This is a genomic window from Nocardia sp. XZ_19_385, assembly GCF_015355755.1.
Taxonomy (GTDB): domain Bacteria; phylum Actinomycetota; class Actinomycetes; order Mycobacteriales; family Mycobacteriaceae; genus Nocardia.
In genome coordinates this window covers 117,266-135,391 of record NZ_JACVEE010000005.1, presented here as the reverse complement: position 1 = coordinate 135,391, position 18,126 = coordinate 117,266, and the positions used below count along the sequence as shown (strand labels likewise).

Below are 18,126 nucleotides of genomic sequence, written 5' to 3'. Positions count from 1 at the left end.
AGCTCCTAACGCCGACCTCAGTATTACAATACATGATCACTCGACATAAGTATGTAATACGATGGCGGCATGGATTCCGAGAAGCACTCCGGCACCCGCCCCGCGGCCTGGTACGAAGGCCTCACCGACGGCCCCGACGCCCCCTGGGCCGGTCGCCCGCTACCCGCCGACGACAGCACCACCTACCGCACCCTCACCTACGAGGTCGACGGCCGGATCGCGCGCATCACCTTCAACCGCCCCGAGCACGGCAACGCCATCACCGCCGACACCCCGATCGAGCTGGCGCACGCCGTCGAACGCGCCGACCTGGACCCGCGCGTGCACGTCATGGTGGTCTCGGGCCGCGGCAAGGGTTTCTGCGGCGGCTACGACCTGTCGATCTTCGCCGAGAACAGCTTCGATCTCGGCGTCGGCACACACGACACCGCCGGCACGGTGCTCGATCCCGGCGTCCAGGCCGCCAACCACAACCCTTGGGGCACTTGGGATCCCATGGTCGACTACGCCATGATGAGCCGTTTCAACCGGGGCTTCGCCAGCCTGCTCTACGCCAACAAGCCGACCGTGGCGAAACTGCACGGCTTCGCGGTGGCCGGCGGCACCGATATCGCGCTGTACGCCGACCAGATCATCTGCGCCGACGACACCAAGATCGGCTATCCGCCCACCCGGGTCTGGGGCATTCCGGCGGCGGGCATGTGGGCGCATCGCCTCGGCGACCAGCGCGCCAAACGGCTGCTGTTCACCGGCGACTGCCTGTCCGGCAAGCAGGCCGAGGAGTGGGGGCTGGCGGTCGAGGCGCCGCCCGCCGACCAGCTCGACGAGCGCACCGAGGCCCTGCTCGAGCGCATCGCGCGGATGCCGGTCAACCAGCTGATCATGGCCAAACTCGCGCTCAACAGCGCGCTACTGGCCCAGGGTGTGCAGAACTCCGGCATGATCAGCACCGTTTTCGACGGCATCTCCCGGCACACCCGCGAGGGTTACGCCTTCCAGCTGCGCGCGGCGACCACCGGCTTCCGGGAAGCGGTGCGCGAACGCGACGAACCGTACGGCGACTGGAAGCGCAGCCAGTTCGAAAAGCCAGAGCAGTAGTTGCTTGGAAGTAACGGTAGAGACACCATTGGGTCGCAATAGCGCCCGGAAACCTGCGATGACCGGCCTTGGTGACCGGCTTCTCATCGATTGCCGTGTGCGCGCTGGTGCAATGCGAGGCAGTATCGGAACTGCGCCCACCGCGGGCGCGGAATCGATCGGAGGTTTTCGATGTCTCTTCGCGACAAGATCGACGAAGCCGGCGGCAAAGCCAAAGAAGCCGCGGGCCACGCCACCGGCGACAAGGGCCTGCGCCAGGAAGGCAAGGCCGATCAGGCCGAGGCGAAGGTCAAGGGTGTGCTCCACGACGCTGCTGAAGGCGCCAAGGAGGGTCTCGACGAGGTGAAGAACACCCTCGGAGGCCTGGCCGACAAGGCCAAGGACGCCATGCACCGCAACCCCGACAAGTAGCCCCGCGGTAATTCTGAGCGCAGCGACGGTCTCCGTCGCTGCGCTCAGGTTTGCGGTGGCGAACTATTACTGGATCGGGTGGAACCCGGCGCCGACCTCATCGCGCGCCTCCAGATCGGCGCTGATCGCCGCCATGTTCGTGCCCACCTCCGGCCCCAGGCACCCGACCCCGAGGTAGGCGTTCACCATCCCGACCAGGGTCGAGCCCGCCATCACCGGCGCGCCCGAGTCGCCTTCGAGCACACACATCTGGGTCCACGTCTCGTGGTGCGCCGCGCGCAGATTGCCCCACACCACACCGCAACTCGTGCCGGTGGTCCGCCCCTTCTTGCACACCACAGCCGGGAACTGCGCCGGCGCGCCGATCCCGGTGATCGTCGTATCCCCCATCCGCGCAACGGGATTGATCCGCCCCGGCGTGAATTCGATGAGGGCGTAATCCAGATCCGGATTGGAGTAGACGAAGCGGCCGACCACACCGAAATTGGGGTTGGCCTCGGCCACCACCTTGGCCCCGGCGTCACCGCAGTGCCCGGCGGTCAGCCCCAGCAGCCGACCGGCGCGGTCGTAGCCGACCGTCGTCAGCGTGCATTGCGCCTGGTTGTCGATGATGATGCCGGACCCGCCACCCACCACCGGTGGTTCACTACCCGCCAGCGCGGTTCCGGCGGCGGCCACGGTGATCGCGGCGGCCGCGCAGACCACGCCGATGGATCGGTGCCCGGCTCGTTCGTTCATCGCACTCTCGCTTCCGACGTCACCCATAGGAACTCGTGCTGTAGCAATTGATCGAAACGCGAGCGGAGGAAGGCCACCGCGGCCCGCGAGCGCGACATTTCCGGCAACTCCGCTACCAGTCTGCTCGCCAGCACCCGTAATTTGGTGTTGGTTTCCTGGGAACGCTTCCGTAGCACGTCGAAGGCCTGCTCCGCGGTCAAGCCGTACACCAGCATCAGCGCACCCTTGGCTTGTTCGATGACCGCCCGCGAGGCCTCTGGATCAAGTAGCTCCCCATCCACGCCAGTCATACCTACGCACTACCCAGGCAACCCGGGTACACACGTATGGAAATCTACAACGGGCGTTCGTGCATGGTGAGCAGCAGATGATCGAATCGGGACCGGAAACCGACCGGTGCGCCGCCGAGCTCGCCGATCGCGCTGACCAGCTGTTCGGCCACCCGCCGCAGCTTGGTGTTGGTCTCCTGGGACCGCCATTGCAGCACCTTGAACGCCTGCTCCGAGCCCACCCCGTAGACCAGCATCAGCACCCCCTTGGCCTGCTCGATGACCGCCCGGGCCTCGATCAGGTCCGGCAAGGTCTCGTCCAGGGTGGCGCGCCGGCTCTCCTGCAGGGTGTCGGTGACGTCGATGTAGTAGCCGGTGGTGCCGACCACCGCGCCGCCCTCGTCCAGCAGGTGGTCGCCGACGACGATCACCTCGTGGATCTCACCGCCGGTGTCGAGGATGCGGTGCCGCGAGCAGAAGGCCTCGCCGGTGGTGGTCACCGCGGCCAGGGTGTGCGCGACCTCGGCGCGGTCGTCCGGGTGCTTGTGCGACAGCAGCAACTCGGTCGTCGGGACGACACTGCCCGGTTCGTAACCGTGTAGCGCCGCCACCTCGTCGGACCACTCCCAGCACTGATCGGCGAACCAGAAACGAAAACTGCCGATGTTCTGCGGATGTCCAGCAATCACTCGTTCGACGACGCTCGCACTATCTGGGTCGAGCTGCCCGATCTCGGTCACTGACCAAGTATCCGCTGCATCGCGGTGACATACCGCATTGGGCGCATACGCCACTCGATTGTGGCCGACCCGCAATAACGCGCGCGGTACCGCGGTGAGAACATGGCGGGATCGTGCCACGCGCCGCGGGCCGGTGCGCGGGTATTGGCGATACCTGGCGTGGCAACGCACGAACGCGCCACGAATCCCGCTCCGTGCCTACGGCAATGGCCGCTTGGGGGGTGCGATAGCGTCGGTGACATGCGGCTTCACGTGGGATGTGCGATGTGGCGGCACGCGGCGTGGCAGGAAGGGCAGTTGCCCGCGAGCGCGGCGCTGCGGGTCTATGCCAGTAATTGCACTGCGGTGGAAGGAAATACGACGTTCTACGCCACACCGTCGCGGAGCACGGTGACATCCTGGGCGGCGCAGACCGGGCCGGATTTCCGGTTCCTGGTGAAGCTGCCGAAGCCGATCACGCACGAGCGCCGGCTGATCGATGCCGAGGGGCCGCTGCGCGAGTTCCTGACCGCGATGGAACCGCTCGGACCACGAGTGCATGCCTGGTGGGTGCAGTTACCGGCGTCGTTCGGGCCGAACGAGCTCGGGGCGCTGGCCGGGTTCCTGCGGGAGCTGCCGTCGCGTTCGGCGGTGGAGGTCCGCCATCCCGCGTTCTTCGAGAACGAGCGCGCCGCACGACAGCTGGAATACGTCCTCGGACAGGTGGGCGCGGAGTGGGTAACCTTCGACACCACAACACTTTTCGAGGGTCTACCGCAGAGCGCGGCCGAGCAGGAGGCGTGGTCGAAGAAGCCACGGGTGCCGCGAAGAACCTTGGCGCTCACCGAGTTTCCCGTCGTGCGATATCACGGACGCGACGATGCCGAGCGCACCGTCGCGGGCTGGCAACCGTGGCTGGACACTGTCACGGGTTGGCTGCGCGAGGGTCGCTCCCCCACCGTGTTCATCCATACGCCCGACAACGCGAGCTCGCTGCCGCTGGCCCGCCGTTTCCACGCGGAAGTCCGCGCGCGACTACCCGAGCTGGAGCCGTTGCCCGAACCCGAGCCGACCGAGCCGATGACGCTGTTCTAGTCGGGCATTCCGGCGGACTGCCGGCGCGCTCGCATCTTGGCCTGCCGGGCCTCGGAGAAATCGGCCGTCCACAGCGGCTGCAGCATGTGCCAATCGGCGGGGTGGGCCGCGATGTTCTCGGCGAACCGGTCGGCCAGCAGCTGGGTGGTGCCGTCCACCCCACCCGAGGTGTCGATGGGCGCGCCGACCGAGAAACCCCAGCCGTCGCGGGTGTACCAGCAGTGCACCGGAAGCAGATCCGCGCCGGTTTCGATGGCCAGGCGGGCGGGTCCGGACGGCATGCGCATCGGCTCGCCGAAGAAGCTGACCGGTACGCCGGTGCCCGAGATATCGCGCTCGCCCAGCAGACCCACCAGGCGGCCCGCGCGCAAGCGATCGGCGAGCAGGTCGAACGGCGGGGCCGCGCTGCCGGTGAGCGGAATGATCTCGAAGCCCAGCCCCTCGCGGAATCTGACGAACCGCTGGAACAGCGATTCCGGCCGCAGGCGTTCGTTGATGACGGTGGGTGTGCCGATTCGCCGCACTACCCAGATGCCGGCCAAATCCCAGTTGCCGCTGTGCGGCAACGCCAGAATGATGCCGCGCCCATGGGCTTTGGCGTCGAGGATGTGCTCGAGGCCGGTGGCCGAGCTCTCGATCTCTTCGACCAGCGCCACCGGATCCATACCGGGCAACCGGAACGCCTCCCGCCAATACCGGGCGTAGGAGCGGAGATTGGCGCGGACGAGTTCGTCCGGGACGTGCTCGGGCGTGACACCGAGAACTCGGGAAAGATTGCGCCGCAACTGTTCCGAGTCGCCTCGCCGGGCCGCGTAGTCCGCGCCCGCGTCGAACAACCCGACCGCCCAGCGCTCGGGCAGCGCACGCACCATCCGCCAGCCCGCCGCATAACCGAGATCTACTGCCCGCTCCCTGAGATTCACTCCTCGATTGTTCCTGGGCGCGCGGGGATCTGGGCGCAGATCGGGTGGACGGCGAGTCGCTGACTCAGTTGTCGTCGCGACCGCGCGGATGTCCCGGTTCGTTGCCGGCGAACGGGATTCGGCGTTCCCGAATCTCGTTACCATCGACCAGCGTTCGCAGCAGGGTCAGCAGTGGCGGCCGCTCGCGTGGACGCGCCTCGCCAGTGGTTGGGTCTATGTGGAACTGTGCAGCCGGGCCGGACATAGCTGCCTCCCTATCTCCCCGACGCACGATGAACACGCAACTGGGCTGTTGCACGGCTACCGGGGTCTGGGGCAACCTACTCAGATTACCCTCCGCACGCACAGATAAACATGTTCGCGAAAGCACTCCCGCGAACGCACTGCGCCTCGGGTGCTAATTGACGACAGCACGAAAACCTTTGCGGCGAAGGTGCGTTTCTCGCAAGGCGGTACGTAAGCCGCGGCGCAGCGCACCCGGCTGGGCAGGGGGCTCGACAACACCGAAGCGTCGTTCGGAGGCGGTTTCCGGTGCATCGTCGGAGGTCGCGGTGAGCAGCCAATCGGGAAATGCCAATTTGTGGATCGTGCGCAGCGTCAGCAGATACTGACGCGGCAGCGAGCCGGTGGTGTAGGGCAGGTCGTACTTGTCGCACAGCGCCCGCACCCGCACCGCGATTTCGGCGTAGCGGTTACTCGGCAGGTCCGGGAAAAGATGGTGCTCGATCTGGTGGCACAGATTCCCGCTCATGAAGGCGAGTACCGGTCCGGCGTCGAAGTTGGCGGTGCCCAGCATTTGGCGCAGATACCATTCGGGTTTGGTCTCGTCGACCAGTGCCGCCGGCGTGAATTTCTCTGCGCCGTCCGGGAAATGGCCGCAGAAGATGACCACATACGCCCACAGGTTGCGCATGGTGTTGGCGCTTACGTTGGCCGCGAGGGTGCGCTTCCAACGTCGTCCGCTCAGCGCCGGGAACAACAGATAGTCCTTGCCGGTCTGGCGGGCGACCTTGGCCAGCAGCGCCTTGGTGTGCGCCTTCTTCGCGGCTTCGCCCTCGACTCGCTCCTGCTCGGAGTACAGGTCGTGCAGCGCGATGCCCCACTCGAAAGTTGCCGCCAGGAGCAGGTTTTGCAGCGGTTGCAGCAGCAGCCGGGGCCGCCACGCCTGATCCCGGGTGACCCGTATGACGCCGAAGCCGATGTCGTCGTCCAGGTCGAGGACGTTGGTGAATACGTGGTGCCGGTAATTATGCGAAAAACGCCACTGGCTCGACAACCCCGCCATATCCCATTCCCAAGTGGTGGAATGGATTTCGGGATCGTTCATCCAATCCCATTGGCCGTGTGAGACATTGTGGCCGATCTCCATGTTCTCGATACTTTTCGCCACCGCCAGCGCGGTGGTGCCGAGAATCCAGCCGGCCTTGCCCCGGCTGCACGCGATAAGCAGCCGCGCGGCGGCGTCGAGACCGCGCTGGCAGGCGATGGTGCGGCGAATATAGGCGGCATCGGCGGCGCCGCGCTGCTCGGTGACATCGCGGCGAATCGTGTCCAGCTCCTGCCCGAGCGCCTCGATATCCGCGGCACTGAGATGCGCGTAGACAGCGACATCGGTAATGGCCATTTCCAGTCCTCCAGGAGTGGGGCAGCTCGGTGATCAGACCGTAAAGCGGCTCCACACGGCGAGGACTGGACCGGGGAGTGTGACCACTGGCTACTACAAGCTAGCGTACCCGCCCGTGGCTAATTGTTCGCCCGGTGCGAAATCTTCGACACCCCATGTTGTTTCGCTGTTTCCACGCAGCCCCGAATAGCTGATCATGAACCGCGTGTAGGGTGGATTTCGTCGGAAAAGGAGCCGCCATATGGCGCCAAACCACCTTCGGCTGCTCTGCGGCCGCCAACATCTGCCCTCGGTCAATACCGCGCAGGTGAAATTCACCCCTACCCCTCCGCAGTTCGGTGGGATAGACGGCGTGTGGTGGCCCCGGACCAGGCATCTGACCGCCGAGCTCCCGCTTTTATTGGACGCCCTGAAGCCGCACGTGGGGACGCCCTGGCGGGTCGCCTACAACCCGCACGGCTGGACCCTGGGCGCGCCGCGGATGCTGCGCCTCGGCGAGCGCGCGGTGCAACTGGTCCCGCAGCGCTTCGAGCTGGGCAATATCGTCTACATCCTCGGGATCGACGGCGCCAAGATCGTGCTGCGGGTGATTCCGCCCGCCGCCCGGTCCCGCATCCCGTTCCGCTGACTACTCCACGCCGGGCGGCCGCAGCTTGCGCACCAGCAGGAAGCCGCCGGCGCACCCGATGGTCACCAGCAGCGCGGCCACCCCCGGAGCGACATCACTGAGCAGGCCCGGCTCGGCATGCATCTGCGGCCGGCCGTTTTCCTGGAACACCCGCCCGCGCATCGCCACCACCAGTCCAGGCACGAAAAGCGGTGCGATACAGAGCATCAGGCTCGCGCTGTGGGTGGGCAGCGCCGCGGTGAAGCAGTAGCCGGTGATCGCGGCCAGGCCGACGCCGGCAATGGCCAGCGCGGTGCCGTGCGATACCCCGCTCAGCGCGGCGAGCAGTGCCAGCGCCACGAGCGCGGCCATCCCCACCGCGGGCAGCGGCCACCGCGCACCCGCCCACAATCCGCCCGCGCAGGCCGCGAACAGTGCCGGCACCAGCCAGTTCGTCTGCGCGGAGAACGCGATCACACCACCCACCGCCCCCAGCGCCACGGCCAGGGTCAGCAGCAGCCCGTCCCGGCCCGGCAGCAGCAGCGCCGCGATCGTGCCCGCCACCACCGTCGCCACCGCGACCAGCGCGATGTCGAGGAACGTGCTGCCGTGCTGAGCCAGCCACTCCGAGCCGAACAGCGGCACCGACGTGGTCACCAGCGCCGCCACGATCGGCCGCAACGGCAGCTCGACCGAGATCTCCGCCGGCTCGCTGCGCTGACCGCGCAGTGCGCACAGCATGGCCAGGGCGGCCACCGGCCAGATCAGCCACATCGGCGGGGAGCCGACGATGAACTCGAGGACCGGCGAGTGCCGGGCCGGGTCGCCGTATTCGGTCTCCGAGACGCTGACGTCGCCCAGCGCGATGCTGAAGAGCGAGCCGAGGACGAAGACAGCGATCGCCGCCAGCCGGGACCACGCGGCGGCGGCCACACCGCCCAGCAGCACCCCGCCGGCCAGCGAGTCGACATAGTTCAAGGTGGTGAGCGGCGCCATCGTGGCGGAGAGACTGCCCAGGATGTGATTGGCCAGCAGAATCACCGTGCCGGCCACTGCCACCCACCAGGCCACCACGGCCGAATTCGCGGTGCTCGCGAAGACCGCGACCATCACCGCGGCGACGCAGCCGATCGCGGTGGCGCGGGGCATGCTGTATCCGAGCAGCTCCATCTGCAGGGTGGAGGTGCCCTCGGCCCAGGCCATGGAGATCGGTGTGGTGAGCGCCAGTCCACCGATCACGGCGGCCAGAAATGCCGTGACCAACTCGAGCTGACCGGTGCGTCGCACCAGCTCACGCTAGCCGAGGCGGGCGCGATTGCCGTTCATTTGCGCGCAAAATGCCTCGTGCGCGAGTTAAATCGGGCCTACAGATCCAGGGCCAGCCGGGTCATCGTCCCGGATTCGGTGACGCACAGCCGAAGTGTCGCGGGCGCGCGGACTTCTGGTGCGAACTCGGCGGCCAGCACCGGGGTTTCGCAGGTGCCGCAGATACCCGCCCGGCACATCGAGGGGACCTCGATCCCGTTGTCCTCCAAGGCTTCCAGAACTGTGAGCTCCGGCGCCACGGTTACCGTGCGGCCGGAGCGGCGCAGTTCGACGACGAGGCGATCCATCAGCGCATCGGACAGCGGGCCACGCCGTCGGCGGTGGCGTCGTGCTGGTCGTAGGGGGTGCCGTGGATACCGACCCGGGCCGCCAGCGCTTTGGCGATCTGGGTATTGCGCCGCCATGCCGGGTCGTAACCTCTTGCCCGCCAGCGCATCCGGCGGGCGGCTCCGGGCAACTGGTCATCCAGTGCCCGCAGCCGCACCTCGAAAGTAGCTGCCGCGCCGACGATTCGGTCCCATGGCCGCACCGGCACCGCGCGCAGGGGTGTGCTGTCGAGCAGCGCGCGCACCAAGCCTTCGCTGCTGAAGTAGGCCAGCAGGCCCAGCGCCGGTGCGGCAGCGAGGATTTTCGCCCGGTCCCGCAGCCGCGTGCCGGCGAATCGGTGCGTGGCCGCGCCTGCCATCAGGTCCGTCCACTCCGGCGCGACGCCCGCGGTCGCGACCATGTAGTCGGCCAGCTCCATGCCCGCGCGGGCGGTGCGCGGGATGAGGGTCTCGGAGACGCCGAAAATGTAGGCGATGTAAGCCCAGTAGTGCATGACCGCGTCGAGTTGCGCGTCGGTGGCGGGGCGGCCGTGGGTGTGGTCGAAACAGATCGGTGAGATCCCGAAGGTGACGGCCGCGCCCATCATGGTGGCGTTCGAGATGGGGTTGCCGTGGTGGGCGAAATGTTCTTCACCCCAAGACTTTCGGAGCCCGGCACGAACCTGGGAGTGCATCAGCCGCACCCGGACGGTGTCCTTGAACACCGGCGACCAGCGATCCATGCCGCCGGCCCGGGTGACATTGCGGAACCAAGTGGCGGTCTCCAGGTTGCGGCGATACGGGTCGTTGACGAACCGCCCCGTCGCGCCGGTGGCCGAGGCGACTTCCGCACCGACGAAGGTGCCCATGAAGTCCTGCACGCCCATCGCCAGCTTCCCGGCGGTGGAGACGTTGATCCAGAGTTGGCGGCCGTACTCCCACAGTTCCGGGTCGTACCACTCCGGCGGGTTGTCCAGCTGCTCGAACAGCGTGACCAGCTCCGCTGGTGGGCCGTCTACGGATTCGATCCCGTGGTCGAGAGCCTGCTCGAGCATGCGCCGCCCCTTGGCGGTGCCGATCCGCCGGAACGCCGCGACCACAGCGTCCATCTGTTCGTCGCCCTGCCACAGATGATCGGCCATCAGCCGGGTACGCGGCGTCTCGGCCGGCACCGGCCGGACATCGATCCAGTGCCCGAGCATGTTCTTGCGCGGCTGATACCAAAGATCCGAGGCGACCGCCCGCGGCGGCGGTGGACGCAGCGCCATCCCGGGCCGGTAGTAGTAATCGTTGTGGTGCTTTTCCAGGGCCTGCATCGCTCAAAATCCTGTCAGCTGACGGAATTTGGACTTCGTGTCCGTTCCGTAGTCGGCGTGTACCGGGCAGTAGTGCTGGGGCTGGTCGCGGAATTCCGGTGCGGGCCAGAGCAGTTCCGGCGCTTCCGGCGGCGCGAGATCGGCGGGGCGGCGGCCGTTTTCGCGGCGCAGTCCGGCTCGGATGCGCGGGAAGAAGTACTTGGCCTCGTCCGGCGTCCATCTGTTCATCACACTGAACACCCGGCACCAGGCTGTGAACCGGCGTTGATCCCGCTCGGACCAGGTGAAGCCCATGGTCTTTCGGATCGCGGGGTCACACAGTCCGATGGTGAGGAACTGGTAGAACCGGGCACCGGACGGCCGTATCGCCTTGTTCCACAGCGTTTTCGGGGTGTGCCGCACAATCGGGAAAATCGGGAAAATCGGCACCTGCTCGGCGAGGTGGTAGACCTCCCAGGCGGCATTGGTCGGCTCCAAGACGTTATCGATCATGTCGCGCCAGTACTCCTGGAACTCCGGCCAGCTCTTGGGCACCACCCGCATGCTCATGCCGTACAGCTCGTACCACTGGTACTGCTCGCGCCAGAGTTGTTCGCGCTGTGTTTCGGTGAGCCCGCCCATGAACAGCTCCCCCGTGCGCAGGGTCTGCATGAAGAACACGGCGTGCGCCCAATAGAAGGTGCCCGGGTCCAGTGCGTGATAGCGGCGGCCCTGTGCGTCGACGCCCTTGATCGTGCGGTGATAGTCGACGATCTCGCGGGCGGTGTCCACGGCGCGCGGCCCGTCGAAGACGACGCCGGTGATCGGGTAGGCGGACCGGAGCACCCGCTGGTAGAACTCCTCGCTCAGTTTCGAATGGAACTCCACGCCCGCGCCGAGCCCCGGGTGCATGTTCTGCACCATCCCGAGGAACAAGCCCGTCGGTGCGAAGTACAGGGAGCCGAAGATCTTCCACGTCAACGAGTCCGGGCCGAGCGGTACAGCTTCGGACCGCTCGCGAGGGACAACTGTCTGTGACACCATGGACCGATGCTGACACGAGCTTTTACTCGCATTCAATTCGCGTTTGTCACCCATGCCGCCTAGACGCCGGGCAGCGCCGAGAAAGGCTCCACGCCAAGACCGTTCGCGAGCGATGGTGGCGCGGATCATCGACGCGGGTCAGCAGGTGCTCATCGCGCACGGATACGAGGGTGCGTCCACCAATCGGATCGCCGATGCCGCGGGCATCAGCCCTGGTTCGCTGTACCAGTACTTTCCCAACAAAGATGCCATCGTCAGTGCCGTCATCGAGCGGTACAACGAGGATGTCGCGACCCAGGTACTCCGGCACGCGCTGGCCAACCTGACCGCGCCGCCGGAAGTCGGTATTCCCGAAGCGATTTCGGTGCTGCTGGACGCCCTGGGCGAACATCCGGCGCTGCTGCGCGCCGTGCTCGAGCAAACCCCGCGGTTGAGCACCAGCAACGCGGTGTTCGCGTTCGAACAGCAGATCGGGGAACTCGCTCGCGCCGCGCTCGTCATGCGGCGGCATCTACTGCCCGCGGACCTGGATTTCGACGCTGCCTCGTGGATGCTGGTGCGCACGGTGGAGCACCTCACCACCCGTTATGTGCTCGACGATCCGCCCATTACCCGGGAGCGGTTCCTCGCCGACATCACCCGGTTGGTGCTCAACTTCTTTCAGGAACCGCAGGCCGGCGAGCCGCGAGCAGAACGCGAGTAGTGCGGGGCAAGGTCACTCAGGATGACTGGAGGCGAAGCGCTTGGACCGGGCAGCTGTCGACCGCAAGGGCGATCAGCTGGCGATCCGCATCGGCGACGGTATCGACCAGCGGCTCGGTGATCCCGTCGTCGGCCACGCGAAACAGCGTGGGCGCCACCGCCTCACACATACCGTGCCCCTCGCAGCGCTCCCGGTCGGCCACGACCCTCATAGGCGCTCCAACCGGATCGGCAGCCCGTCGGCCGGTGTCGGCCCGGTGCCCGCCACCAGCGGGACCCGGTAATCCGCGGGCACGCTCCACCGGTACCGCAGAAGTACCTGGTGCAGCACGGCTTTCACGGTCATCCCGCCGAAGTAGAGGCCGATGCACTTGTGCGCGCCACCGCCGAACGGGGCCCACGTGAAGCGGTGCGATTTGTCCTCGCGGCGGTCGGGGGCGAAGCGCTCCGGGTCGAAAACGTGTGCGTCCGGCCAGTATTCGTCGGTGTGCATCATCGCGTATGGGCTGCACATAACCAGTGTGCCCCGCGGCAGGAAGTAATCCAGCACATTGGTGTCGGCGATGGTTTCGCGAGCCTGCTGCGCCACCGGCGCGTACATCCGCAGCACTTCGCGAAACGCCATATCCATGGCGGGCAGGCGGTCCAGGTCCCCGTAGTCGAGTGCATCCTTGCCCAGCGCAACGGATTCGGCGCGCAGCCGGTCCTGCCACTCCGGGCGCCGGCCGAGTTCGTACATCAGCATCGACGCGGCGATGGTGCTGGTGTCGTGGGCGGCCATCATCACGAAGATCATGTGCTCGACCACTTCGTCGTCGGTGAAGGTATGGCCGTCCTCGGTGGTCGCGCGGCTGAGCACGCTGAACAGATCGGCACCGGAGCCCGCCCGTTTGGCGGGCAGTTCGCGGCGGAAATAGCCGGCGAGCAGGCGGCGGCCGCGCAGGCCCCGAGCCCACACGCCGCCCGGAACATTCGCCCGGACAAGGGCTTTGCCACCGGCGACGGCGTCCTCGAAGGCTCGGGCCAGGCGGGTGCCCTCCGGTCCGAGTTGCGCCCCGGCGAACACCGCGGTCGCCTGTTCGAGCAGCAGTTGCTTGATCGCGGTGTAGGCGTGGAAGTTCCGGCTCGGCTGCCAGGCGCTGATGCCCTCGGCGATGCGGGGTGTCGTCAGGTCCAGGTAGCCGACCAGCCGGGGCCGGGTGAATGCCTGCTGCATGATCCGGCGATGGAACAGATGCTCGTCGAAATCGCGCAGCAGCAGTCCGCCGTGAAAGAAGGGGCCGATCAGGAATTCCCAGCCGCGTTGCGCGGAGAAGACCTTGTCGCGGTCCAGCAGGACGGCTTCCAACGCCGCCGGACTGCCGATGGTGACCGCGCGCCGCCCCAGGATCCCGAACCACTGGATCGGGCCGTAGCGTTCGAAACGCCTGCGGGCGAACGGGATCGGATCAGCCAGCGTGCTCAGTGTGTAGCCGATGCCGGGCGGCCCGAAATTGCCCATGATCGGCCGTAATCCGCTGCCGGGCGGCGGCTCGGCCAACGGGCGCGCGGAGGCGGGATAGCGCTCGGTCAGGCGGGCGCCGACCCGCTGCACCTCCCCCGCCACGCGTGCTCGGACCTGGCGCACGGCTCCGGAAACGTCGTTGATTGCCGGTGGCGCAAGAAGACTCATGATCAGCACCCTTCGTGTGATGCGAGTCACTCGACCATATCGGAAACTGAGGTTTCCGTAAACGTTTGTTTCCCAACTTCTTCCGTGCCAAGCTGGGCAGGGTGAGCAGAGCTTTCACCGGCACCTACCGCGGCACCTCCACCGAAGAGCGCCGCGAGGATCGGCGGCGGCGGCTGCTCGATGCCGCCCTCGACATCATCGGCACCCACGGCCTGTCCGCCCTGACCGTCCGCGGCCTGTGCGAACAGGCCCGCGTCGGCCCGCGCTTCTTCTACGAGGCCTTCCCCGATCTCGATACCCTCGCCGCGGAACTGCTGGTGGAGATCCAGGATTCGGCCCTGGCCCGCGCCCGCGCCGCCGTCGCGGAAACCGCGGGTGAGCCCGCCTACCGAATTCGGGCCGGGGTCGCCGCGCTCATCACCGACCTCACCGACGACCCGCGGCGGGCGAAACTCGTGTTCGCCCAGGCCTATGGGAACGAAGCGCTGATGCGCACGCGCTTCGCGGGCATGCATCGCGTCTCCGAGGTCATCATCGAACAGACCCGCCTGGTGCTGGACCTCCCGGAAGGCCAGGACACCGCCGTCGCCACCGTGTCGCAGCTCATCACCGGGGGCGCCGCCGAGCTCGTCCTGACCTGGATCGACGGCCATCTCCCCGTCGACCAGCCCACCCTCATCGACCTGCTGGCCGACTATGCGATCGACATGATCAACCGGCTGCCCGCGGTCGATGCCCGCCTGGGCGATTCAGGAGCGGTGCACCGGGCCGTGTGAGTCGGCGCAATGCGTGTCGTCGGCGGGCCGGGCGGCTTCGCCGACGTGGTCGACCTGGAGGGTGGTGTGCTCCAAGTCGAAGTCGTCGTGCAGGACCGTCTCGATGACCGAGCGCAGGGCATGGCAGTCGGCGCCGTCGTCGACCAGGACGTGCGCGGACAGCGACGGCTGACCCGAGGTGATCACCCAGACATGCAGGTCGTGCACCTCCGCCACCTGCGGGATGCCGACCAGGCGGGCACCGATGGCGTCGGGGTCGAGGTGCGCCGGGGCGGCTTCGAGGAAAATGCGGCCGGATTCGCGCACCAGGCCCCAGCCGGCCTTGAGCATCAGGGCGGCCACCACGAGGGCGGCGATGGCGTCGGCGCGCGGCCACCCCGCCAGCCAGACCACCGCGCCGGCGATGGCGGTGCCGATGAACGCGTACAGGTCGTTGAGGATGTGCTGGAACGCGCCTTCGACATTGAGGCTGGTCCGGTTGGCCTTGCTGATGCACCAGGCGGCGATGATGTTCACCACGATCCCGAACAGCGCGGTGATCAGCACCAGCGGGCCCTCGACGTCGGGCGGATCGATCAAGCGCTGGATGCCCTCGTAGACGAACCACGCCGCGAGCAGCAGCAGCGTGATGCCGTTGGCCTGCGCGGACAAGATCTCGGCGCGCTTGTAGCCGTAGGTGTACTTGCCGCCGGCCGGGCGCTTGGCCAGCCGGATCGCGATGAGTGCGAGCACGATCGAGGCGGCGTCGGTGAGCATGTGCGCGGCATCGGAGATCAGGGCCAGCGAGTGCGCGAGGAGGCCGACGACGACCTCGGCGGCCATGAACGTGGTGATCAGGGCGAGCGCGATACCGAGCCAGCGCCGGTCCGCGTCGGCGGACACGCCGTGGTCATGACTGTGCCCGTGATCTGCGCCTTTGCTGTGATTATGGGACGACGGCGGCGCGATGACGGCCGACGCCTCCGGCTGCTCCGACCCGCAGTGATCTCCACCCATAACCCAGCGCCCTCATTTCGTGTGTATGGCTTCCGCCGGACAGCCTAGCTCAGTGTGCAACCATGCGCATGTCTGCATCTTTTGCATTCGGGTAACTGTCTCAGAGGTTGCTCCGTGCGCAATCGTGATCTTCTGGGGTGCACCGGGATTCAACTACCCGACTACTATTCGGACATTGCCTTTCGAGGCTTTCGGATGAGGTCAAAGGGGTTGGAATGGATAGGCCGGCGTGGGCGCCCGAGGGCGTGGATATGCAGCAGGCAAGCCCGGCACGCATGTACGACGCCCTGCTGGGCGGCTCGCACAACTTCGAGATCGACCGCCAAGCCGCCGAAATGGGCAAGCGACTGGTACCCGATCTGCCCCGGGTAGCGCTGAGCAACCGGGCGTTCCTGCGCCGGGCGGTGCGATTCATGGCCGACGCCGGGATCAAGCAGTTCCTCGACATCGGCTCCGGCATCCCGACCGCGGGCAATGTGCACGAGGTCGCGCAGAGCATCGACCCGGAGATCCGCGTCCACTATGTGGACATCGATCCGGTCGCGGTCGCGCACGCCAATGCCATCCTGCTGGGCAATGACCGTGCCGCCGCCACCGAAGCCGACCTGCGCAAGCCGGAACCGCTGCTCGACCAGGTGCGCCAGACGGGCCTGATCGATTTCGAGCAGCCGGTCGGCGTGCTGCTGGTGGCCGTGCTGCACCTGCTCGCCGACGCCGACGCGCCCACCGAGAAGGTCGCCGCGTTACGAGCCGTTGTCCCCACCGGCAGCTACGTAGCGATTTCGCATCTGACCTCCGAAATGCGGCCCGAAGATGCCGCTCAACTGGGCGAAAACGCGGCAAATCAGAATCGAATCGGCATCCACTTCCGCGGCCGTGCGGGTATCGAGACTATGTTCGACGGGTGGGACCTGGTCGAACCCGGAGTCGTCGAGCTGCCTGCCTGGCGGCCGGAGTCCGAGCGCGACCAGCACGAGGCGCCGGGCCGGTCGCTGGGCTTGGCGGGCGTCGGCCAGAAGAGCTGAAAACTGCTCTAGGAGCAGGGGGACGGTGAGTGGAGTGGGTGAGCTGGCGGTGCGCTGGGCCGACGCGCTCGACGGCGTAGTCGCCCCCACTCGCACCCGCACCCAGATCGAAGCGCTGCTCGCCGACCTGGCCGAGATCCTCCTCGCCACCCTGCGCGAGGAGGCCGCCGCGCAGGTCGCCTACGACGCGGCGGCCGTGCTGGTGGCGGCGAACTATCGAGATCCGGTGGCGGTGAGCCGGTCCATCGGCATCATCTGCCGGGACATGGTGGCCGAGATCTGCCCGGGCCGCACCGGTCCCGAGTACGAGCGGGTCCGCGAGCGCGCCATCACCGTCGCGGCCGAATTCGCGGCGGGCTTTACCGCCGCGCTCCGCAGCGCCGCGCTCGGCGAGCAGGAAACCACGCTCGCGGCGGCCCTGGCCGCGGCGCAGGAGGCCGAGGCGCGAAGACAGCTGTCCGAAGCCAGGTTCCAGGCCGTCTTCGAGGGCGCCTCGGTCGGTATCGGCACCCTGGACACCATGGGCCGGGTGCTCGACGTGAACCGCGCCTTCGCCGAAATGCTCGGTCTACCCGAACATCTCATGCCGGGACGTTCGGTGGCGGAACTACTCGGCCCGGACAATATCGGCTACGCCTTCGAGCAGATGCAGCTGATGTTGTCCGGGCGGATCGACCGGTTCCGGCTGGAAACCGAACATGTGCGCCCCGACGGGGGTTTCGCCTATATCGACCTGTCGATGTCGGCGGTGCGGGACAGCAGCGGGCAGATCCAGTTCGTCATCGGCGTCGCCATCGACGTCACCGCACGTCAGCAACTGGCGAATCAGCTCTGGCACGACGCGAATCACGACAACCTCACCGGGTTGCCGAACCGGGTGCTGTTCTTCGACCGGCTGGCGAATGCGACCGCGCCGCTGGGGGTTTGCTATCTGGACCTGGACGGGTTCAAGGAGATCAACGACCACTGGGGCCACACGGTCGGCGACCGGGTGCTGCGTGATGTGGCGCACCGGCTGCGGGCCGCCGTCGAGCCGGCCGGTGGGCTCGCCGCCCGCATCGGCGGCGACGAGTTCATCGTGCTGGTCGACCGGTGCGAGGGCGAGCACCAGCTTTCGGCGATCTCCCGGCGCCTGCGGGCGGCGCTGGCCGCGCCGATCGAGGTGGCCGGGCAGCCGGTGACGGTGGGCGCGAGCATCGGCACGGTGTTCGCCGAGGAGAAGCCCCGGGATATCGACGCGCTCATGCACACCGTCGACACCGCGATGTACCGCGACAAGGCCGCCGGTGGCGGCCCGCAGGCGCGGCACCGTTAATCCACCTCGGCCAGCAGGAAGTCGCTGGCACCGGCGGTGGCAACGACAGCGGCGTGTTCGCTGATCAGCCATTGCCCGCAGACGCACCGCAGGTAGCGGGTCGTGCCGTGCGCCGAGACAAGGGTGGGTGCGGGCCACTGGCAGGTGGGGCAGCTGGTATCCATGTCAACAGCCTGATGTAATGAG

At 67.3% G+C, this 18,126-nt stretch carries 20 protein-coding genes and 1 pseudogene; 8 read left to right on the top strand and 13 right to left on the bottom strand.

Going from position 1 to position 18,126, the window contains the following annotated elements; genetic code table 11:
• Positions 1 to 69 precede the first annotated feature (69 nt).
• Positions 70 to 1,098, top strand: a complete 1,029-nt coding sequence (locus IBX22_RS32760; protein ID WP_194819678.1) for a crotonase/enoyl-CoA hydratase family protein — start codon at positions 70 to 72, stop codon at positions 1,096 to 1,098.
• A 171-nt stretch (positions 1,099 to 1,269) separates the two neighbouring features.
• The gene (locus tag IBX22_RS32755; protein ID WP_194819677.1) at positions 1,270 to 1,509 is read left to right on the top strand and encodes a CsbD family protein; all 240 of its coding nucleotides are present in this window, start codon (positions 1,270 to 1,272) and stop codon (positions 1,507 to 1,509) included.
• Between the two features lie 66 nt (positions 1,510 to 1,575).
• On the opposite strand, the gene IBX22_RS32750 is transcribed toward IBX22_RS32755, so the two are convergent.
• From IBX22_RS32750 to IBX22_RS32740, 3 genes and pseudogenes are all read right to left on the bottom strand, one after another.
• A complete protein-coding gene (locus IBX22_RS32750) occupies positions 1,576 to 2,247 on the bottom strand; it encodes a S1 family peptidase (protein ID WP_194819676.1) in 672 nt (223 codons plus the stop codon).
• Positions 2,244 to 2,501: pseudogene (locus tag IBX22_RS32745) on the bottom strand (ANTAR domain-containing protein); the annotation flags it as partial. The gene IBX22_RS32750 and the pseudogene IBX22_RS32745, both read right to left, overlap by 4 nt.
• Before the next feature lie 80 nt (positions 2,502 to 2,581).
• Positions 2,582 to 3,256, bottom strand: coding sequence for a PAS and ANTAR domain-containing protein (locus IBX22_RS32740; protein WP_375540305.1), 675 nt, complete (start codon positions 3,254 to 3,256; stop codon positions 2,582 to 2,584).
• Between the two features lie 240 nt (positions 3,257 to 3,496).
• On the opposite strand from IBX22_RS32740, the gene IBX22_RS32735 reads away from it, so the two are divergent.
• Positions 3,497 to 4,330, top strand: coding sequence for a DUF72 domain-containing protein (locus IBX22_RS32735; RefSeq protein ID WP_194819674.1), 834 nt, complete (start codon positions 3,497 to 3,499; stop codon positions 4,328 to 4,330).
• Here the strand turns inward: IBX22_RS32735 and IBX22_RS32730 are convergent.
• Positions 4,327 to 5,253 (bottom strand): phosphatidylinositol mannoside acyltransferase, encoded by a 927-nt coding sequence (locus IBX22_RS32730; RefSeq protein ID WP_194819673.1) that lies wholly within the window; start codon positions 5,251 to 5,253, stop codon positions 4,327 to 4,329. The genes IBX22_RS32735 and IBX22_RS32730 overlap by 4 nt on opposite strands.
• Before the next feature lie 397 nt (positions 5,254 to 5,650).
• Complete coding sequence (locus IBX22_RS32725) at positions 5,651 to 6,877, bottom strand: acyl-CoA desaturase (protein WP_194819672.1); 1,227 nt, start codon at positions 6,875 to 6,877, stop codon at positions 5,651 to 5,653.
• 241 nt (positions 6,878 to 7,118) lie between these two features.
• Between IBX22_RS32725 and IBX22_RS32720 the strand changes: the two genes are divergently transcribed.
• Positions 7,119 to 7,505 (top strand): DUF5994 family protein, encoded by a 387-nt coding sequence (locus tag IBX22_RS32720; protein ID WP_194819671.1) that lies wholly within the window; start codon positions 7,119 to 7,121, stop codon positions 7,503 to 7,505.
• Here the strand turns inward: IBX22_RS32720 and IBX22_RS32715 are convergent, their stop codons facing one another.
• The 4 genes from IBX22_RS32715 to IBX22_RS32700 all read right to left on the bottom strand — a co-directional run bounded on the left by IBX22_RS32715 (position 7,506) and on the right by IBX22_RS32700 (position 11,454).
• Entirely contained in the window at positions 7,506 to 8,771 is a 1,266-nt protein-coding gene (locus IBX22_RS32715) for a hypothetical protein (RefSeq protein WP_194819670.1), read from the bottom strand.
• Between the two features lie 77 nt (positions 8,772 to 8,848).
• Positions 8,849 to 9,097 carry a 2Fe-2S iron-sulfur cluster binding domain-containing protein gene (locus IBX22_RS32710; protein ID WP_228539984.1) on the bottom strand — a complete coding sequence of 83 codons (249 nt, stop codon included), beginning with the start codon at positions 9,095 to 9,097 and terminating at the stop codon, positions 8,849 to 8,851.
• Complete coding sequence (locus IBX22_RS32705; RefSeq protein WP_194819668.1) at positions 9,097 to 10,431, bottom strand: oxygenase MpaB family protein; 1,335 nt, start codon at positions 10,429 to 10,431, stop codon at positions 9,097 to 9,099. The genes IBX22_RS32710 and IBX22_RS32705 overlap by 1 nt, the downstream gene beginning before the upstream one ends.
• A 3-nt stretch (positions 10,432 to 10,434) precedes the next feature.
• A complete protein-coding gene (locus IBX22_RS32700; RefSeq protein WP_194819667.1) occupies positions 10,435 to 11,454 on the bottom strand; it encodes an oxygenase MpaB family protein in 1,020 nt (339 codons plus the stop codon).
• Positions 11,455 to 11,566: 112 nt separating this feature from the next.
• On the opposite strand from IBX22_RS32700, the gene IBX22_RS32695 reads away from it, so the two are divergent.
• Positions 11,567 to 12,157, top strand: coding sequence for a TetR/AcrR family transcriptional regulator (locus tag IBX22_RS32695; RefSeq protein ID WP_194819666.1), 591 nt, complete (start codon positions 11,567 to 11,569; stop codon positions 12,155 to 12,157).
• Positions 12,158 to 12,173: 16 nt separating this feature from the next.
• Here IBX22_RS32695 and IBX22_RS32690 read toward each other — a convergent pair whose 3' ends face one another.
• Together IBX22_RS32690 and IBX22_RS32685 are read right to left on the bottom strand one after the other, a co-directional pair.
• Entirely contained in the window at positions 12,174 to 12,368 is a 195-nt protein-coding gene (locus IBX22_RS32690; protein ID WP_194819665.1) for a ferredoxin, read from the bottom strand.
• Positions 12,365 to 13,828 (bottom strand): cytochrome P450, encoded by a 1,464-nt coding sequence (locus IBX22_RS32685; protein WP_194819664.1) that lies wholly within the window; start codon positions 13,826 to 13,828, stop codon positions 12,365 to 12,367. The genes IBX22_RS32690 and IBX22_RS32685 overlap by 4 nt, the downstream gene beginning before the upstream one ends.
• Before the next feature lie 101 nt (positions 13,829 to 13,929).
• On the opposite strand from IBX22_RS32685, the gene IBX22_RS32680 reads away from it, so the two are divergent.
• Positions 13,930 to 14,604: a TetR/AcrR family transcriptional regulator gene (locus IBX22_RS32680; protein WP_194819663.1), complete on the top strand. Its 675-nt coding sequence runs from the start codon at positions 13,930 to 13,932 to the stop codon at positions 14,602 to 14,604.
• Here IBX22_RS32680 and IBX22_RS32675 read toward each other — a convergent pair.
• The gene (locus tag IBX22_RS32675) at positions 14,578 to 15,486 is read right to left on the bottom strand and encodes a cation diffusion facilitator family transporter (RefSeq protein WP_309234884.1); all 909 of its coding nucleotides are present in this window, start codon (positions 15,484 to 15,486) and stop codon (positions 14,578 to 14,580) included. The two genes, IBX22_RS32680 and IBX22_RS32675, sit on opposite strands and share 27 nt — an antisense overlap.
• Positions 15,487 to 15,815: 329 nt before the next feature.
• On the opposite strand from IBX22_RS32675, the gene IBX22_RS32670 reads away from it, so the two are divergent.
• A complete protein-coding gene (locus tag IBX22_RS32670) occupies positions 15,816 to 16,625 on the top strand; it encodes an SAM-dependent methyltransferase (protein WP_194819661.1) in 810 nt (269 codons plus the stop codon).
• A gap of 25 nt (positions 16,626 to 16,650) precedes the next feature.
• Positions 16,651 to 17,940 carry a sensor domain-containing diguanylate cyclase gene (locus IBX22_RS32665; protein WP_309234883.1) on the top strand — a complete coding sequence of 430 codons (1,290 nt, stop codon included), beginning with the start codon at positions 16,651 to 16,653 and terminating at the stop codon, positions 17,938 to 17,940.
• Here the strand turns inward: IBX22_RS32665 and IBX22_RS32660 are convergent.
• On the bottom strand, positions 17,937 to 18,104 hold the full coding sequence (locus IBX22_RS32660; protein ID WP_194819660.1) for a hypothetical protein: 168 nt from the start codon (positions 18,102 to 18,104) through the stop codon (positions 17,937 to 17,939). The two genes, IBX22_RS32665 and IBX22_RS32660, sit on opposite strands and share 4 nt — an antisense overlap.
• Positions 18,105 to 18,126 lie beyond the last annotated feature (22 nt).

Coding starts and splice junctions, on each gene's coding strand:
- IBX22_RS32760 (WP_194819678.1), top strand. CDS start 70: ATGGATTCCGAGAAGCACTCCGGCACCCGCCCCGCGGCCTGGTACGAA.
- IBX22_RS32755 (WP_194819677.1), top strand. CDS start 1,270: ATGTCTCTTCGCGACAAGATCGACGAAGCCGGCGGCAAAGCCAAAGAA.
- IBX22_RS32750 (WP_194819676.1), bottom strand. CDS start 2,247: ATGAACGAACGAGCCGGGCACCGATCCATCGGCGTGGTCTGCGCGGCC.
- IBX22_RS32735 (WP_194819674.1), top strand. CDS start 3,497: ATGCGGCTTCACGTGGGATGTGCGATGTGGCGGCACGCGGCGTGGCAG.
- IBX22_RS32725 (WP_194819672.1), bottom strand. CDS start 6,877: ATGGCCATTACCGATGTCGCTGTCTACGCGCATCTCAGTGCCGCGGAT.
- IBX22_RS32720 (WP_194819671.1), top strand. CDS start 7,119: ATGGCGCCAAACCACCTTCGGCTGCTCTGCGGCCGCCAACATCTGCCC.
- IBX22_RS32710 (WP_228539984.1), bottom strand. CDS start 9,097: ATGGATCGCCTCGTCGTCGAACTGCGCCGCTCCGGCCGCACGGTAACC.
- IBX22_RS32705 (WP_194819668.1), bottom strand. CDS start 10,431: ATGCAGGCCCTGGAAAAGCACCACAACGATTACTACTACCGGCCCGGG.
- IBX22_RS32700 (WP_194819667.1), bottom strand. CDS start 11,454: ATGGTGTCACAGACAGTTGTCCCTCGCGAGCGGTCCGAAGCTGTACCG.
- IBX22_RS32695 (WP_194819666.1), top strand. CDS start 11,567: ATGGTGGCGCGGATCATCGACGCGGGTCAGCAGGTGCTCATCGCGCAC.
- IBX22_RS32690 (WP_194819665.1), bottom strand. CDS start 12,368: ATGAGGGTCGTGGCCGACCGGGAGCGCTGCGAGGGGCACGGTATGTGT.
- IBX22_RS32685 (WP_194819664.1), bottom strand. CDS start 13,828: ATGAGTCTTCTTGCGCCACCGGCAATCAACGACGTTTCCGGAGCCGTG.
- IBX22_RS32670 (WP_194819661.1), top strand. CDS start 15,816: ATGGATAGGCCGGCGTGGGCGCCCGAGGGCGTGGATATGCAGCAGGCA.
- IBX22_RS32660 (WP_194819660.1), bottom strand. CDS start 18,104: ATGGATACCAGCTGCCCCACCTGCCAGTGGCCCGCACCCACCCTTGTC.